Annotated in this window: 13 protein-coding genes and 1 tRNA gene; 7 read left to right on the top strand and 7 right to left on the bottom strand. The window is 53.9% G+C overall.

What is annotated here, in order from left to right; all coding sequences use genetic code 11:
• Positions 1-51 precede the first annotated feature (51 nt).
• The gene (locus tag AVI_RS02915) at positions 52-948 is read left to right on the top strand and encodes a MurR/RpiR family transcriptional regulator (RefSeq protein WP_015914932.1); all 897 of its coding nucleotides are present in this window, start codon (positions 52-54) and stop codon (positions 946-948) included.
• An 8-nt stretch (positions 949-956) separates the two neighbouring features.
• Here AVI_RS02915 and AVI_RS02910 read toward each other — a convergent pair whose 3' ends face one another.
• Entirely contained in the window at positions 957-2,582 is a 1,626-nt protein-coding gene (locus AVI_RS02910) for an ABC-F family ATP-binding cassette domain-containing protein (protein WP_015914931.1), read from the bottom strand.
• A 479-nt stretch (positions 2,583-3,061) separates the two neighbouring features.
• Here AVI_RS02910 and AVI_RS02905 point away from each other — a divergent pair, with 479 nt between their 5' ends.
• The 5 genes from AVI_RS02905 to AVI_RS02885 all read left to right on the top strand — a co-directional run bounded on the left by AVI_RS02905 (position 3,062) and on the right by AVI_RS02885 (position 8,476).
• The gene (locus AVI_RS02905) at positions 3,062-4,120 is read left to right on the top strand and encodes a glycosyltransferase family 4 protein (protein WP_187152373.1); all 1,059 of its coding nucleotides are present in this window, start codon (positions 3,062-3,064) and stop codon (positions 4,118-4,120) included.
• Positions 4,117-5,088 (top strand): glycosyltransferase family 2 protein, encoded by a 972-nt coding sequence (locus AVI_RS02900; protein ID WP_041696208.1) that lies wholly within the window; start codon positions 4,117-4,119, stop codon positions 5,086-5,088. Before AVI_RS02905 ends, AVI_RS02900 begins: the two co-directional genes overlap by 4 nt.
• Before the next feature lie 215 nt (positions 5,089-5,303).
• Positions 5,304-6,515, top strand: coding sequence for a KpsE/RkpR family capsule polysaccharide export protein (locus tag AVI_RS02895; protein WP_139191280.1), 1,212 nt, complete (start codon positions 5,304-5,306; stop codon positions 6,513-6,515).
• A gap of 2 nt (positions 6,516-6,517) precedes the next feature.
• A complete protein-coding gene (locus AVI_RS02890; RefSeq protein WP_015914929.1) occupies positions 6,518-7,171 on the top strand; it encodes an ABC transporter ATP-binding protein in 654 nt (217 codons plus the stop codon).
• Between the two features lie 24 nt (positions 7,172-7,195).
• The gene (locus AVI_RS02885; protein WP_041696206.1) at positions 7,196-8,476 is read left to right on the top strand and encodes a KpsE/RkpR family capsule polysaccharide export protein; all 1,281 of its coding nucleotides are present in this window, start codon (positions 7,196-7,198) and stop codon (positions 8,474-8,476) included.
• A gap of 235 nt (positions 8,477-8,711) precedes the next feature.
• Here the strand turns inward: AVI_RS02885 and AVI_RS30450 are convergent.
• From AVI_RS30450 to AVI_RS02845, 6 genes are all read right to left on the bottom strand, one after another.
• Positions 8,712-8,781, bottom strand: a tRNA-Leu gene (locus tag AVI_RS30450).
• Positions 8,778-9,809 carry a tyrosine-type recombinase/integrase gene (locus tag AVI_RS02875; protein ID WP_015914927.1) on the bottom strand — a complete coding sequence of 344 codons (1,032 nt, stop codon included), beginning with the start codon at positions 9,807-9,809 and terminating at the stop codon, positions 8,778-8,780. Before AVI_RS02875 ends, AVI_RS30450 begins: the two co-directional genes overlap by 4 nt.
• Before the next feature lie 163 nt (positions 9,810-9,972).
• Positions 9,973-10,203 carry a hypothetical protein gene (locus AVI_RS02870; protein WP_139192416.1) on the bottom strand — a complete coding sequence of 77 codons (231 nt, stop codon included), beginning with the start codon at positions 10,201-10,203 and terminating at the stop codon, positions 9,973-9,975.
• A 299-nt stretch (positions 10,204-10,502) separates the two neighbouring features.
• Positions 10,503-11,266 (bottom strand): IS5 family transposase gene (locus tag AVI_RS29485; protein WP_085946585.1). Its coding sequence is split into 2 segments (ribosomal slippage): positions 10,503-10,939 and positions 10,939-11,266, totalling 765 coding nucleotides; the frame shifts between segments, so codons are not numbered across the junction.
• Between the two features lie 486 nt (positions 11,267-11,752).
• The gene (locus AVI_RS02850) at positions 11,753-12,043 is read right to left on the bottom strand and encodes a hypothetical protein (protein ID WP_041696197.1); all 291 of its coding nucleotides are present in this window, start codon (positions 12,041-12,043) and stop codon (positions 11,753-11,755) included.
• Entirely contained in the window at positions 12,040-12,714 is a 675-nt protein-coding gene (locus tag AVI_RS02845; protein ID WP_015914926.1) for a ParA family protein, read from the bottom strand. The genes AVI_RS02850 and AVI_RS02845 overlap by 4 nt, the downstream gene beginning before the upstream one ends.
• Positions 12,715-13,142: 428 nt before the next feature.
• Here AVI_RS02845 and AVI_RS02840 point away from each other — a divergent pair, with 428 nt between their 5' ends.
• Positions 13,143-16,358 (top strand): metallophosphoesterase, encoded by a 3,216-nt coding sequence (locus tag AVI_RS02840; protein WP_015914925.1) that lies wholly within the window; start codon positions 13,143-13,145, stop codon positions 16,356-16,358.
• Positions 16,359-16,487 lie beyond the last annotated feature (129 nt).

Genomic DNA, 16,487 nt, shown 5'->3' with positions numbered 1-16,487 from the left:
CTGGACAATGAATGCGGGCGACTACTACAGGATCAGGAGCATAGCCAAGGAATGGGCAGGCAAGGCGAACGAACCGGCAAATCACGGCGCATCGACCGTTATGGCGAGCGGCTGAAAAAGCGCCGCGATCAGTTGTCGCCTGGTCTGTTGACCGTCGCCGATTATATCGATGGCCATCGCCATGCGGTGTTGAGCAAATCGGCGCTGGAAATCGCCTTTGAGACCGGCACATCTGACGCAACGGTGATCCGCGCCATTCAGGCACTGGGCTTTCGTGGCCTGATCGATCTGAAGGAAACGCTGAAAGCCTATTTGGGCGAGACCGATTCCCCTATTGAGAAAATGGCCGCCACCACCGATGACATCAGCGGCAATAGCGATGCCGCCGTGGATTTCGTGCTGGAAAACCAGCAGACTGCGCTGGCGGCGCTGGCAAGCCCGGAAAACCGCGCCGCCCTTTCCAAGGCAGCCCTGCTGATGGCCGAGGCCCGCGCTATCGGGGTTTTCGGCATCGGCGCATCCGGCATTATCGCCAGTTACGGCGCAAGGCTGTTTTCGCGCTCCGGCTTTCCCTCCTATGCGCTCAACACCACAGGAATTTCGCTGGCCGAACAATTGCTTGGGCTTGGCACCGGCCATGTGCTGGTCATGCTGCTGCATGGCCGTCCGCATCGCGAAGCCATGACAGTGATTTCCGAGGCCAAACGGCTGGACGTGCCGCTGATCCTGGTGCTGGGGCAGGCGGAAAGCGTGCTGCGCCAGCATGCCAGCGTCAGCCTCGTCGTTCCGCGCGCCAAAAGCGAGCAGGTGGCGCTGCATGCGCCCTCACTGGTGGTGATCGAAACCCTGGCGCTGGCACTCTCCGCTCTCAAACCGGAACGGACGCTGGAAACGCTGAACCGGCTGGTGGAGCTGCGCAGCGCCATTCGCCCCGACAAGCGCGGATAACGACTCGATTATGCTGCATGCAGGCCGGGCGCTTCCTGGCCGGTGCGCTCCACATATTCGGTATAACCGCCGCCATATTGATGGATGCCATCCGGCGTCAGTTCCAGGACGCGGTTAGACAAGGCGGCCAGAAAATGCCGGTCATGGCTGACGAACAGCATGGTGCCTTCATAGGCCGACAGCGCCTTGATCAACATTTCCTTGGTGTCGAGATCCAGATGGTTGGTCGGCTCGTCCAGAACCAGCAGATTTGGTGGGTCGAACAGCATGGCCGCCATCACCAACCGCGCTTTCTCGCCGCCTGACAGCACCCGGCAGCGCTTTTCGACATCGTCGCCGGAAAAGCCGAAGCAACCGGCCAATGCCCGGAGCGGGGCCTGCCCTGCCTTCGGAAAGCTTTCCTCCAGCCATTGCAGCACAGTGCTGTCGCCATCCAGCACATCCATGGCATGCTGGGCGAAATAGCCGAGCTTGACGCTGGCGCCGATGCTGACCGTGCCTTGATCCGGCTCGGTCGTGCCAGCAACCAGCTTCAGCAGCGTCGATTTTCCAGCGCCATTGATACCCATGATGCACCAGCGTTCGCGCCGGCGGACCATGAAATCCAGCCCCTGATAAATCGTCCGGCTGCCATAGGCCTTATGGACATTCTTGATATTGATGACGTCATCGCCGGAGCGCGGCGCGGGCAGGAAGTCGAACGCCACCGTCTGGCGGCGGCGCGGCGGCTCGACCCGGTCGATCTTGTCGAGTTTCTTCACCCGGCTCTGCACCTGGGCCGCATGGGAGGCACGCGCCTTGAACCGCTCGATGAACTTGATTTCCTTGGCCAGCATTGCCTGCTGACGCTCGAATTGCGCCTGCTGCTGCTTCTCGTTCTGGGCGCGCTGGCCCTCGTAAAAGCCATAGTCACCGGAATAGCTGGTCAGCGAACCGCCATCGATCTCGATGATCTTGGTGACGATCCGGTTCATGAACTCGCGGTCATGCGAGGTCATCAACAAGGCACCATCATAATTCTTCAGGAAGCTTTCCAGCCAGATCAGGCTTTCGAGGTCGAGATGGTTGCTCGGTTCGTCAAGCAGCATCACATCGGGCCGCATCAATAGAATACGCGCCAGTGCCACGCGCATCTTCCAGCCACCCGACAGCTTGCCGACGTCGCCATCCATCATCTCCTGGGAAAAGCTCAGCCCATCCAGCACCTCGCGCGCGCGGCCTTCCAGAGCGTATCCATCCAGCTCTTCATAGCGCGCCTGCACCTCGCCATAGCGCTCGATGATCGCATCCATCTCATCCATCCGGTCGGGGTCCGACATGGCACCTTCCAGCTCGCGCAATTCTGCCGCCACCGTGCTGACCGGCCCTGCCCCGTCCATGACCTCGGCGACCGCCGAACGCCCGGACATTTCGCCGACATCCTGGTTGAAATAGCCGATGGTCACACCTTTTTCGGTCGCGACCTGGCCTTCGTCCGGCAATTCCTCGCCGGTGATCATCCGAAACAGCGTGGTCTTTCCAGCGCCATTTGGCCCGACCAGGCCGATCTTCTCCCCCTTGTTCAGGGCGGCGGAGGCCTCGATGAACAACAGGCGATGGCTGTTCTGCTTGGAGATATTTTCAATACGGATCATGTCACAAGGCCTGGAAATGGTGGTTTTCGCGCCTTATGGCACGGCTTGCGCGTCCTGTCGCGCCCATTTCTCCATCCGATGCTTCGGAATGGCCGAGGCATAGCGGACCTTACAGGGCCAGCGATTGTCTCAAATCCGCCAAATGCCTGAATTATCGCGTATTTGCCATGTCACTCGCAGGAAAGCCTCCTGCAAAAACCCGATATAACGGCACAGGTAGAACTCATGCTTGACTTTGGAGGGCTGGCGACGAAAAAGCTGGCATTCACTATGCTTCGACGCGACACGCTTTTCCGTGACTGGCGGAAAAGCTAAAGGAGATGGCCCTCGTGCATTTTGCATCCGCAGCCCGGCATCTATTGTCTTTCCTCGGGTTGAAGACATCAAAGAAAACATTGATCGAGCGTCAAATCGATCATCTCAAGTCATTCGTGAGCTACGAGCCTTCCGGTGGACACCCTCCTCTGGACACTCTGGATATGTCCCGGTTGCGCATCACCTGGGTCATTCCGGATTTCATGCCGGGAGCGGGCGGCCATATGACGATTTTCCGGATCGCAAGCTATCTTGAACGCTTCGGTCATGACGTTCGCTTCCTGGTACAGAATCCGAAGGTTCATAAAACCGCCGCAGCCGCTCTGGAAACGATCAACACCCATTTTCAGCCGTTTTCCGGATCCCTCGATCTGTTCAAGGGTGCAACGCCGCAGGCTGAGGGCGATGCCCTGATCGCAACAGACCGCTTTACCTGCTACCCGGTCAACGCCATGCAGGGCTTTACCCGCAAATTCTATTTCGTGCAGGATTACGAACCGTCCTTCTATCCGTCGGGGACGGAAGCGCTGCTCACCGAAGCAACCTACCGTTTCGATTTCGATTGTCTTTGCGCCGGCGATTGGCTGCATAAGCGCATGTCGCAGCAATATGGACGATGGTCTATGTCATGGCCGCTTGCCTATGATGCAGGTATCTACAATCTCGGCACCGGCACGAAAGAGCGCCGCAGCAAACGCATTGCCCTTTATGCCCGCTATGTCACGCCACGCCGCGCTGTCGAGCTTGCCTTCATGGCCCTCGACATCTTGAGAAAGCGTAATGTCGATTTTGAAGTCGATTTCTTCGGCTGGCCCCTGGGCAAGCTCAGCGTCGACTTTCCCTATCGCGATCTTGGCATTCTCAAGGGTGAGCAATTGGCGGAGCTTTATCGCGAGGCAACGGTTGGCGTGGTATTTTCAGCCACCAATCATTCGCTGGTGAACAAAGAAATGATGGCCTGCGGACTTCCCGTCATCGATCTCGATCTCGATACCGTCCGCTCGATCTTTCCCGACAATGCCATGGCCTTCGCCGAGCCGACACCTGATGGCATCGCCGATCAGATGGAGCGCCTGCTCAAACAGCCTGAGGAGCGTGAGCGTCTAAGGCAAGGCGGCCTCGATTACGTGAAGGACCTGTCCTGGGAGAAATCAGCACGACTCGTTGAGGCGGCAATCCGGGAACGGGTAACCCATGGTGCGCAGCAGGGAGCGCAATCATGACGAAATACCATTGCGCCGTGGTTATTCCGACCAAGAATGCCATGGCAGTCCTGCCGAAGGTGATGGAAAAGGTGCTTCGCCAGCAAACACCCTGGCCCTATGAGATCATCGTTATCGATTCAGGCTCTCGCGATGGTACGAAAGACTATCTGCGGAGCCTGGAGCGGGTAAACCTGATCGAAATCGATCCGCGTGACTTCGGCCATGGCAAGACCCGCAATCTCGGCATTCAGACCGCAGATGCGCAGTTCGTGGCCTTTCTCACCCATGACTCGGAGCCTGTCGATGAGCATTGGCTGGCGCGCATGGTCGCGGCAGCAGAACAGGATACCCGGATCGCCGGTGTGTTCGGCCGCCATATCGCCTACGATACCGCGTCACCTTTTACCAAAAGCGATCTCGACCAACATTTCCGAGGCTTCCTGCATCATCCGCTGATCGTTCATAAGGACCTTGATCCGGCCCGCTATCAGGCCGATGAAGGCTGGCGGCAAGTGCTGCATTTTTACTCTGACAATAATTCCCTGATGCGCAAGTCCGTATGGGACCGCTTTCCCTACCCCGATGTGGAGTTTGCCGAGGATCAATTATGGGCGAAAAGCATTATCGAGGCTGGCTTTTGGAAAGCCTATGCGCCGGATGCGGTGGTCTATCATTCCCATGACTACAGTTTCATCGAACAGCTTCGCCGAGCTTTCGACGAATCCCGCAACTTCACCCGGTATTTTGGCTATCGGTTATCACCGAACCTGGGCCAGGCTCTGGCCGGGATGGGCAAGTTTACCGTCCAGGCTTTTCGCCAGAAGATCGATCCGGCCTATGGAGCAATTACCTTTAGGGACAGGTTGAAACGGGCCACGCAGCGCATCGCCCTGGTCGCAGGGCATTGTCTTGGCGCCAATCACGAAAAGCTGCCTGTTTTTCTAACGGATCGCCTGTCGCTTGATAACAGGCTGTTCAAGTCCTAAATCAGCACGAAACGCAAATGTGAGATAACAATTTCTGTCACGCCACGTTAACGCCATATCTACCTATGATATCACCAAAACATGATGGAATTGGCTTATGCGCGGCCATGGCTGTTGCCTGTTGAGACGAGGCAATTGAGAATATATGAGCAAAAGGGTATGACCGTTACGGACAAAGGATGTTTCCGCATCGCTTGCGCCAACAGGAACGCAATATGAGCCTTGAAGTCGGTTTTCCCGTTCATGATGCCCAAAAGACCAATCGAGGACAAACTGGCACCCCCAGCCTGTCTAAAAAAGGTATTGTCGGGACGCTGCTTGGCCTGTTTTTTACCAAGAAAAATTCTCTTATTGCTTTCGTGCTGGTGCCGAGTGTCTTTGCTGCGATCTATTATTCCCTGATTGCCAGCGGCCAGTATATTTCCGAGACCCGTATGGTTGTTCGCACCATCGGCGTCAGCGAACGTTTCGACACGTCTGAGCAACGAGAAGGCCGCTCAATCATCGGCGGCGATTCGTTGACGCAGGATTCCTATATCGTCGCCAATTATCTGAAATCGCCTCAAATCGTCAGGAAGCTGGACACCGAAATCGGGCTACGCAATTTTTTCTTGAAAGACGGTATCGACCCGCTATCACGCCTGTCCAGCGACCCCACATCCGAGGACCTTCATAAATATTGGATGCAGCATGTCGATACTTATGTCGACGGCCCGTCCGGCATTATCATTTTTACCGTTCGAGCCTTCTCGCCAGAGGATTCGGTCAGCATATCCAAGGCGGCCCTCGCTGCTGCCGATGAAATGATCAGCAAGATTTCCGACAAGGCCAAGAGCGACCTGGTTGACCGGGTCGAACACGACTTGATCGGCAGCCTTGAAGACTATCGCAAGGCGCTGGACGATCTGCGGGAATATCAGAACAAGACAGGTATTCTCGATCCGGTTTCGTCCGCAAAAATGGTCAGCACGATCATTTCGAAGCTGACTGAGCAGAAATTGAACCTGACAGTCGATCTGAAATCCCTCGAAGCCGCCAAAGCGGACAATACGGCGCGTGGAAGAGAGCTTCGCCGGTCGATCCAAGCGATCGACGATCAGATACAATTGCGCCAGAACAGCCTGGCGGGCAAGGATACCAACGATCCAACTCAGCTTTCGACCAGCATGATCGAGTTTTCCAGGCTGGAGACACGGCGGATCGTGACCCAGGCGCTTTACGAAGCGACAGTCAAAAATCTCGACACGGCAAAATCCACAGCACTGAAACGAACCACATTCGTTTCTATTTTCTCGGATTCGCACGCGCCGGAAAAGTCAAAATACCCTGAACGTTTTTCCGCATGGCTCATTCTCTCTGCTGGCCTCTTCACGCTTTGGATGACAGCAACCCTGGTCTGGATGTCGATCGAGGATCATAAGGCCTGACGATGATCACCCTTGAGAACGTAACGAAATATTACAAGACAGCGGCGCATCGCCGGTTTATCTTGCGCAATCAGAGCATGCAGTTTGTTGCCGGGCGGTCCTATGGACTGCTTGGGGTGAATGGCGCCGGGAAGTCGACAACCATGCGGCTGATCTCGGGCGCAGAACTGCCCAACAAGGGGCGTATTCACCGACAGGTACGGGTTTCCTGGCCGCTCGGCTTTGCCAATGGCCTGAACCACATGTTGAGCGGAAAGGAAAATCTGAAATTCGTCGCCAGGGCCTATGGCGAGGATTTTCACCGGGTGCTGCGCTTTGTTGCCGAATTTGCCGAAATTGGCAGCTATCTGAATGAACCGTTGCGCACCTATTCGTCCGGGATGATGGCACGCTTTGCATTCGGCCTTTCCATGGCCATCGAGTTCGATTGTTATCTCGTCGACGAAATCACCGCTGTCGGTGACTCGAATTTTCAGCGACGCTGCCGGGAAGCCTTCAGGGCAAGACGTACAAAATCCGATGTCATCATGATTTCTCACGACATGGACACGATTAAAGATTATTGCGATGTCGCTCTTGTTTTAATTGACGGTCATATGGTGCAATTCGATAGTGTCGAAGAGGGTATCGCCACATACATGAGACTGAATCGCTAGAGTTTGTCAGGAAAAGTGGACGACGTGTCAGAGAAAACAGTGACGGACGACAAGAAAATGCTGGAGGCGGACCTGCCTCCCGTGCTTGCGCGCAGCCAAAAACTGGCGTCCGCGCTGAGTTCCTATGCACGTGCCCTGACGTTTGAAAACCGAAGCCGCCGCAATCTCTACCGGCTTGCAGGTCTAGCGCCCCGGACACGCGACCGGGTTTTTGCCGTCATCTTGATGATCTTTATCGGTGTGACATTCGTTTTGCCGATGAGTGGCAGTATCCTCTACTATGCTTTTCTTGCAAGCCCCGGATATGCTTCGGAAGTACGGTTCATCGTGCGTTCCTCCGTTCCTTATCTGTCGCGCGACCGGTATTCGAGTGATGCGGTCGAGCCAAAGATGAAAATTGTCCAGGACACCGCCATCCTCCTGAACTATCTCAGCAGCCCGGCGGTCATCCAGGATTTGCAAAAATCTGTCGATCTTCACAAAATCTATGGTCGAGACGACATTGATTGGTTTTCTCGTCTTCGAAAAGACGCCACCCAGGACGACATCCTCAAATACTGGAAAAAGCGATATAGTGCCTCGGTAAACGCGAAAAGCGGCATTGTGGAGCTGGAGGTCACCGCTTTTACCCCACAAGAAGCGCATGACCTGTCAAAATTGGTCCTGAAGCTTTCCGAGCAGCAGATCAACCAACTGAGTTCGGGAATGTGGGATGACCTTCTGGTCTCGACGCAGCGGGATGTGGACAATGCGACGAAGGAAGTCAGTGAGCTGCGTGGGAAGCTTCGCGATACGCAGAATCAAACAGGCGTTTTCGATGTAGATCTGTCGGCCACCAGCATCATTACCGTGTTGACCAATATCGAATCGAGTATTGCCGACCTGAAAAGCCGCCGCATGGCTCTCAGCCAGAGCGTTAGCGCGAGTTCTCCGCAGGTGGCCGATATCGACAGGCGCATCGCAGCACTCGAGGAACAATCCAAAAGCATGCAGGCTAAAACTGCGGGCCTTTCGACAGGTGCCGATGGCAATCTCGCCGATTATTCAAGCCTGTTCAACAAGCTTAACCTTGATCTGAAAATGGCAGAAAGCCGCATGAAATCGGCAATCAGCGACTTCGAAAAAGTGAAGCTGGTCAGCTCTCTGCAACTTGTCTATCTTGACAGTTTTACCGATTCAACACTGCCTGACACCAACAAATATCCAAGTACCGGTCTGAACCTGTTCCTGAGTTTGCTGGCCTTTGGCGCTATCTGTGGCGCAGCGTGCGGAACAGTGCTGCTTGTTCGCAAGAAGCTCGACTGAATTTAGGTTTTGCCGCGATATCGTGAAGCACAGGACAGCATCGATTACACACCTATCGTGCGCAGGGAGATTGCGACAAATTCAGTGAACCCTGCTCAGGCGGCGCTGAAACAGAAAATAGACGTGATGCACGCTGTCATCATGAGAGACATCCGCAGCCGCTTTTTAAATTACGGACTGGGGTATCTAATCATACCTGCAACGAAATGGCTCTAATAATTTCAATGGGATGTAATGGTGCTGCTAGAGAGATTTGAACTCTCGGCCTCTCCCTTACCAAGTATGTTCTTACATACTTTCATCACTTTGTTTTCCTTACGTTTTTCTTTTGACCGCTGTTCACATCCCCGGATTTTCCCCAAGGAATGGATTCTATCGAGCTTGCAAGATCATCGACGTTGATGTGCGCATACCTCAAAACCATGCGCTCAGATTTCCAGCCGCCGAGTCTCATCAAGGTGATAAGGTCGCGGTTTGCGGCATAGTGCCAGGTCGCCCATGTGTGGCGGCAATCGTGGGGGTGGAAGTCGGAAATCCCGGCTCTACGGCAAGCGCCCTTGAACCCGGTCTTGATCTGCCCGCCGCCGTCTTCCTTCACTTCGTAAGGCTTGCCATCATGCCGACGAAAAACCGCACCTTCACGGTGCGGCAAGTTCGCCAGCATTGCGACCACGCCAGAGTGGAGCGGAACACCTCTATCGTCGCCCGTCTTGGTATCCAAGAAGGCAACGTGCGACCGTGAAAGGTCCACGTCTCGCCAGTCGAGATAAAGCGCCTCGGATAGCCGCGCGCCCGTATAAAACAGAAACGTCACAAGAGGCTTGAGGTGCGGTGCACAGGCGTCAATCAACGACTGCGCTTCTTCGATGGTAATCCATCGAATTCGCCCTTTGGGTTGGGCAGGCCGTTCAATGATAGGCTTGTCACACATCTTCTTTTTTGCGGCAAAGTTGAGGACGGCAGAAACCGGCGTGAAGACCTGCCGGTTTCTGGTGGATGCTTTGGCATCAGGATAGAGAACCCGTGCCGCCCGATCTATTGCCGGTTGGTCGATCTCGGAGAGTGGCGTGGTGCCAAAGTAACGGGCAACAACATCCACAAACCGGCTTGCGCCGCCCTCTTCTAGATACATCACACTGGCTTCAAGGAACGTCGCTGTTTTTCTGATTCCATGGATACGACGGTCGAGGATTTCCGTTTCGCGTCGGATACGGATTTCTTCCGCCCTTTTCTTGTCGTCAGTTCCTGTAGTTTCGTCCACTGAGACGCCTCGGATGGTACCGCGGATATACCAATTTTTACCGCCGTGTCGCTTAATGAGTTTGAGGGACATGCAAGAGACTCCACAAGTGCTTTAACATCGGCGTCAGTGAATACCTTGCGCCGCCCTACCAGTCTGTAAAAAGGCCGCTCCTTCAAGACTTCCCGAAGCGACCGAGTAGAAATGTGCAGCGCGTCAGCCACGCACTTTTCAGTATATAATTGGGGCAGCGCCATCAGAGCCTCCCCTTTTCCGCAACGGTATCAGCGTCGCCCGCTTTGATCTGGTCAAGCCACCCATCGACACCACAAACATCGCAGCACGGCTTGCTATCCGGTAAAGCGACCGGCCTAACGCTGTAAATCCTGAGAAATCGTCTAAAGGGCAGGCTGGCATAATCCGCCGCCTGCTTGACCGACATCATTCGAAGTTGAATGACGTGCATGTTCAGCATTGCATTTGCCATCATCTTGCTCCCAATTCTGGAAACGAAATTTAACCTCCGTCTTAAACAGGCTTTCATCAAGCCAAAAGTCTCAATTCAATTTGACGGATATGATCGGGGTAAGGGCCTGAAATGCAATAAACCATTAAAAATGCGAGTCGGTCCAACTGCAAATCTGCAATTTTGCCCATCCAACGAAGCCCGCGTGCTGGAATAAATGGAACGGCGCAGGGTCTGGAGCGATATCGAGACGCGCTGCCATAAGCCTACTACGCGACCTTTTTATAGACGCTACGCACCAGGCTGTAGTGACAAATTAATTATTTGATCCATAGCATTATGCTTGCGAGCTTAATGAAACCGAGAAAGTTGGCGGCGAGTTTGTCATATCGGGTGGCGATACGCCGCCATTGCTTGAGCTTGGCAAAAAAGCTCTCAATGCCCCATCTCTGCCTGTAAGCAATGCGATCATAGGCATGCTGGTACTTGCGATGCCGCCGCGGCGGAATGACTGGTTCGCCGCCTTGTTCGAGAATGACATCGTGCAGATGATCGGCATCATAGGCGCGGTCTGCAAGCACCTTTTGAGCCGGCAGTCCCCGAACGAGGTCGCAGGCTGGAGCCATGTCATTTTGCTGTCCGGGTCCGAGCTGAAAGCGTACCGGCAACCCTAGCGCATCGACGACCGCATGGATTTTGCAGCCAAATCCACCTCTGGAGCGACCGAGAGCCTGGGCTTGCGGTCCCCCCTTTTTCGGCGTCCGCCAGCGGCTTGCGCCTGAGCCCGGATCACCGTTGCGTCGATGGACAGCCATTCCATATCCGGGTCCGCAGCGACGGCCTCGAAAATCTGGTCGAAAATACCCTGCTCGATCCAGCGGTAATAACGCCGTTTGACTGCTTGATAAGAACCGAAGCGGTCTTCGGGCATGTCCCGCCAGCGGGCACCAGAGCGGGCAAGCCACAAAATAGCATCAAAGAACCGCCGACCGTCGCTGCGAGGACCGCGCTTACCTTTACGACCGCCAGGAACAAACGGTTTCAAACGCTCCCACTGGTCATCTCGAAGAACCTCACCATCCATCGCTAACCTCCAAAAGTTAGCGTTGAATCTGATTTGCGCCTCAAAGGGAATCCCAAATCATTAATTTGTCACTACAGCCCAGTTCTAACCAGCTGTTCTTTCGGTAGTGGCGCATATTAGTGGCGATGCCGCGCACTTCCCGCTAAGCCGCATCCACGACCAGCCTCTCGTTTCGCAAGTCGGTTTAAATGTGGTGCGTTTCGCTCAGCCATACTGACTATTTTACATGATTTTCAAACCACTTTCCCACCAGCGCCGGCCTTTAGCGGGTGCGATTGTCCTGAAATCCCGCGCGGAACCACCACTTACGCTGCGGCTCCTTGGTCGGTTTCCGCAGGACATTGCAGACCGTGCAGGAAATAGGCGGCGCTCTGCGCATGAAAGCATCCACGGGCGACCAGTTTCATATAGACTAAACAGTCTTTATCTATACGGGAGCACCATTAGGCGTAGATTGACATGATTGACTGCGGCTTTGGAGCTGCCTTAAACCCCCGCTCGATCCATAAGCTCCTTTAGGGCCTCAGGATATGACATCCGGTTTTTCTCGCAGAACACGAGAAAACGATTGAAGGTCGTGATCGGTGGACGAATATTGAGATTAGCGGACGGCTCCGATGGCTTGCGTCGCGTCAGCTTCTGAACCGGTTCCCGCGCCACAAACCCATGGCGTTCACCCACCTCGTCTATCCTGGCATCCGAAATCTTGGGGGCATCTTCTTTATCAGGTGTGATGTTTGCGAGCTTACCGCCGAAACCCAGATTCTTTCCGCTCATGCTGCTGCCCTCGCGTCGATAACAAGATTTACGAGCTCTTCCGCAAGCCGGAATGCGTTGTCTCGTGCCGCCGGCAATCCATTCACCTCACCTGGATCAAGCTCTTCCAAATCCCGCTGGTAAAAGAACATCGCCTTATAGGCTGAGCGCTCGTTCAGATGATTTTGAAACATCGGCACATCGCTGACCTTCAACTGCGAGGTGATATGTCTTTCCAGCTTTGTGGCAATAGCCGGGGACGTACGGGTAAACAGAATTCGATATGGAATGGTCTTCTCGAATGCCTGCTCTTCCTCCTGAATGAGATGGATCGCCCGCGCCGCCAGCTCAGCATCTGTCGGGCTGGCCTGAATGGGAATGACAACCAACTGCGCCCTGGCAAGGGCCCGTGACATCAGTCGGCTGGCGGTTCCTTCGAGGTCGACAAACACGAACTGAAACTTCTTGCGGTACTCATCGAGTTTGCTTGTGATCGTGCTCTCGGTAACTGCGCCATCAACGACGACTGGATTCTTCGAGTCTCCTGCCTTCCAGCCGTTGATTGCTCTGTTCGGGTCGCAATCAAGAATAATCACGCTTGCGCCCTGCTGCGCCAGGCAAGTAGCAAGCACCAAAGTCGCTGTCGACTTCCCTGCCCCGCCCTTTGGATTTGCTACAGTGATGACAGGCATCTTTGATCTCTGCTCTGAGGTTTCTCACGACGCATTATGTTGCGTCAAAAATCGTTAACATCCTTCATAACGCATCACAATGCGTTCGCGTTAACGTGCGTCAGCTATAATGCGCATTTTGTGTGGTTAGCGAATTCATCGAATAGCAGGAGCAGCAAGATGCCACGGAAAAGCTCTGGGATATCCCTCGAAAAACCCAAGAGTAAGTCTGCCCGCACAGAATTTCGTTCGCTTTTCAATCTCGAAGCTCCACGATCCGTTTTTAGGAGAACACCTGATTAGATAATGGCATTCGTGTCCATGTTTTAAGGCATAAAACGTAGGATAACTCTCGGCTAGGTGTCTGTATCGGCACCTTCTACTTGCAGGCGGCCTACCATATAGGCTCAATTACACGAGACGCAGATTCCGGACAGGATGCCACTGAAATGGAAAAGCTCGCGCATATATCGCAACTCGAATTATTCGACGGACAAATCGTGACCGCTCCAGACAGAATTACCATTCTCCATGTCAGTGATTTCCATTTCAACGTGCGCAAAAAGCGTGAACAGGAAATCGTAGTTAAGGCGTTGCTTGACGACATTTCCAAACTCTGCATCGGCCATAGAAAACCCGACGTCATTATTTTCAGCGGCGATCTTACACAGGGGCCGCCTGGCGACACCCATGCAGAAGCATACGATTTTCTTCTGGAACCACTACAGAAGGCGACAAACGTCTCGAGCGAGAGGATGTTCATCGTTGCGGGCAATCACGATGTCGAGCGAGACGCCGTCGCTAAGTTCCTACCTGAACATATCAAATGGCGATCGACTTCGAACGACATGGCCGCCATGAATACCGCGTTCGAGAGTGGTGAGTTCGAACCGGCATATCGCGCAAAGTTCGCCAACTACCTTGATCTCGAAGACTACATGGCGAAGAGCAGCACCGTGTTCGCGAACATTTTTTGCTCGGTCTACCATATTGACGCGCTGAACACTGACATCATTGTTTTCAACTCGTCAGTTCTCTCGACTGGCGGTCTCGATAAGGATGATCGTGACGAAGGGCTGCTGACGATACCGGAATACGCAATTCGCGACGCGCTATCTTATTTGAAGCCTGGAACGTTTCGGATCTTCACCACCCATCACCCGCTGAACGCTTTCACGGAGACTGGTGCCAGCTACCTCTCGAAGGAGATACAACGAAATGCCAATATTCACCTGTTTGGCCATATGCATGATCCGTCGGGAGCACAGGTCGTAGGCTTCGACGGGACCGTAATAACGAACCAAGCAGGCGCGGTCTTCACGCACCGCACTGACTGGTATATCGGGTATGCATTGCTTTGCGTGGATCGAGCCAAAGGGTACCACGAGACAATACTGAAGAGCTATTTCCCCGAACGCTCCAAGTTCGATGATGCAATCGATCGTGTGGCAGACGGTCGCTTCTATAACTCGCAGGAGGCGAGACAGTATTGGCGAGCGCTGTCGAACCCCGTTGATGACAACGCCTTCCGCAAGCAATTGTCCGGTCAGGTCTTTGAAGACCTGATCAAGGAGTGGTCGGAGTTGTCGCTAATCAATCAAGCTGGACGCCAGCACTTCGTAGCGCCGCGCCTCCACAAGATCGACACGACGGCACCCAAGGAAACGCGCACCCGCCTAGACACACTGCTTCCATTCAAATCACTCACCGCCGACGCGGGTAACATTATCCTGTATAGTCCTCAGGAATATGGCCGCACAACGATTCTTCGCGAAATCCAATACGAGTTGCTCGCCACTTCGCATACAATCGAGCAGCCACGTCTTCCAATCATGATCGGCTTCGATCAGATCAGCCAAAATCCAGCCAATCTAGAAAGGCTTGTACGAAGTCGGTCTCTTATGGACCCACAGGCATTCGGCACCGAGAGCCTGTTGAAGTTGGGTCTGGTCTGTTTGCTTATTGATGACGTCGTCTTTGACGACCACAAACGCATGGGAATTTTACGGGCATTTATCTCAGCCTATCCCCAATGCCGATACGTTTTCACCAGTCTGAAGACATCGGCAGCCCCCTACGGCGCTCATGTCGTTCCGGAAACGCCGATCCGTTTCGAATTTGTGGAACTCTGCGAACTCAAACGGAGGGAGATGCGAGAACTCATCCGCCTCAAGGTACAAGATGCCGCTGCGGTGGAAGTCATCCTCGACCGCCTTCACTCGGAGATATCAGAGATCAATCTGCCCTTCACCGCTGCCAATGGCACGATCTTAATGACGATCTACGAGCAAAACAGCAATTTTCAGCCAATTAATCGATCCGTAATGATTGAACAATTCGTAGATGCAACTTTGCGCAAGAGTGCTGCGGAACAAACGCGACGCGAAACGTTTGACTACTCCAACAAGACATCGCTGCTCGCGCACATAGCGGGCTGGATGGCAAAGCAAAATTGCTACGAACCCGCCCAGGAAGCGCTGCGAGAAGAGATGAAGGCTTTTGTTTCCAACATCGGTCTTGTGGCCCCTCTTGATGAAATTATGGCCGAATTCTTCGCAGCGAAGATAATGCGGAAGATGCCGGATAACAGAGTATCGTTTCGGTATCGCGCGGTCTTGGAATACTTCATCGCCACTCAGATTATAAAAGACGCCGATTTCAAAGATTGGGTATTGGATGAGACCCGTTACCTAACTTACATCAACGAACTGCACTATTACGCAGGCCTTGTCAGGAACGACGCCCGGATTGCTAACCTACTTCATGAACGGTTCAACGCAATATTAGACGACAATCAGGAACTAGCGCCGTTCGACCCCTCAGACATCGAAACCGTAAAGCTACCTCGGAAGGGCAGTAGTGAATCCCTTGCACAACTTTCGTCACATGTCCTAGGGCAACCCCTTACGAAGGAAGAGAAAGACGCGGCTCTTGATGCGGACATCCCTCGTGACGTGGAAGAACGTCAAACTGTTTTCCGTCCAAGGATTGAGCATCCCGGACATCGTCTACTGGTAGGTCTGTTTCTGTTCTCTGGCATCATTAAAAACATGGAGCAGATCAGCGCTACAGATAAGAGTAAACACCTCAGACTCGCTTGGAAAGGTTGGGCTATGCTTCTTAGCGCATCGCTCGCGATGGTTGAAGAACTGGCCAAGAAACGACAGATGCGCATAAACGGGGTCTTGTACGAGATACACGCCCCTCGGTCGATGACGAACGAAGAGCTTGGTCGCCGGATCGCGATCAATATGCCTACGAACATTACTAGGTTCATCGCGGTCTCAATGGGGACGGAAAAACTACAGCTACAACTGACGGAACCAACACTGGAGGATGCTGACGATCCACTCGTGTATGAGTTCTTCCGATCGTGCCTAATCGCGGAATTGGGTTTGAGCGTTACCCCCAGCACGGTCAGAAATGCTCTGAAGCGGCTGGCGAAAAGCGATTATCTCCTAGAGGCGCTTGCTTGGAAGCTAGGAGAGCTGCGGCGGATGGATCAGATATCTCAGCATCATTTCGAAGCTGTTCAAGCTGACCTATCGGGCACTATCGTCCGCCTCAACGGCGGCGACGAATCCAAGGATAAGAGCCGTCAAATCGAACAGTATAAAAGGGAAGGCATATTGCTAAAGATGCAACGTCAGAAGGACGACGCATGAAACTTGCAGGAGGAGAGATCGTTCGACAATTCGTTCTCCCTCCGTCATCACGGACCTCGTCCTCGCTCGCAATCGTCTGCGCAATCACTAACAGTCGGTTCCACCGTGAGGACATCGAGGTTTGTCTCG

It is taken from the genome of Allorhizobium ampelinum S4, assembly GCF_000016285.1.
Lineage (GTDB): Bacteria > Pseudomonadota > Alphaproteobacteria > Rhizobiales > Rhizobiaceae > Allorhizobium > Allorhizobium ampelinum.
Note: the sequence above shows the minus strand (reverse complement) of the source record. Positions and strands in the feature narration are given on the sequence as shown.

Excerpts from the sequence above, each read along its gene's own strand:
- AVI_RS02915 (WP_015914932.1), top strand. The coding sequence starts at position 52 with ATGGGCAGGCAAGGCGAACGAACCGGCAAATCACGGCGCATCGACCGT.
- AVI_RS02910 (WP_015914931.1), bottom strand. The coding sequence starts at position 2,582 with ATGATCCGTATTGAAAATATCTCCAAGCAGAACAGCCATCGCCTGTTG.
- AVI_RS02905 (WP_187152373.1), top strand. The coding sequence starts at position 3,062 with ATGTCCCGGTTGCGCATCACCTGGGTCATTCCGGATTTCATGCCGGGA.
- AVI_RS02900 (WP_041696208.1), top strand. The coding sequence starts at position 4,117 with ATGACGAAATACCATTGCGCCGTGGTTATTCCGACCAAGAATGCCATG.
- AVI_RS02895 (WP_139191280.1), top strand. The coding sequence starts at position 5,304 with ATGAGCCTTGAAGTCGGTTTTCCCGTTCATGATGCCCAAAAGACCAAT.
- AVI_RS02890 (WP_015914929.1), top strand. The coding sequence starts at position 6,518 with ATGATCACCCTTGAGAACGTAACGAAATATTACAAGACAGCGGCGCAT.
- AVI_RS02875 (WP_015914927.1), bottom strand. The coding sequence starts at position 9,809 with ATGTCCCTCAAACTCATTAAGCGACACGGCGGTAAAAATTGGTATATC.
- AVI_RS02870 (WP_139192416.1), bottom strand. The coding sequence starts at position 10,203 with ATGGCAAATGCAATGCTGAACATGCACGTCATTCAACTTCGAATGATG.
- AVI_RS02850 (WP_041696197.1), bottom strand. The coding sequence starts at position 12,043 with ATGAGCGGAAAGAATCTGGGTTTCGGCGGTAAGCTCGCAAACATCACA.
- AVI_RS02845 (WP_015914926.1), bottom strand. The coding sequence starts at position 12,714 with ATGCCTGTCATCACTGTAGCAAATCCAAAGGGCGGGGCAGGGAAGTCG.
- AVI_RS02840 (WP_015914925.1), top strand. The coding sequence starts at position 13,143 with ATGGAAAAGCTCGCGCATATATCGCAACTCGAATTATTCGACGGACAA.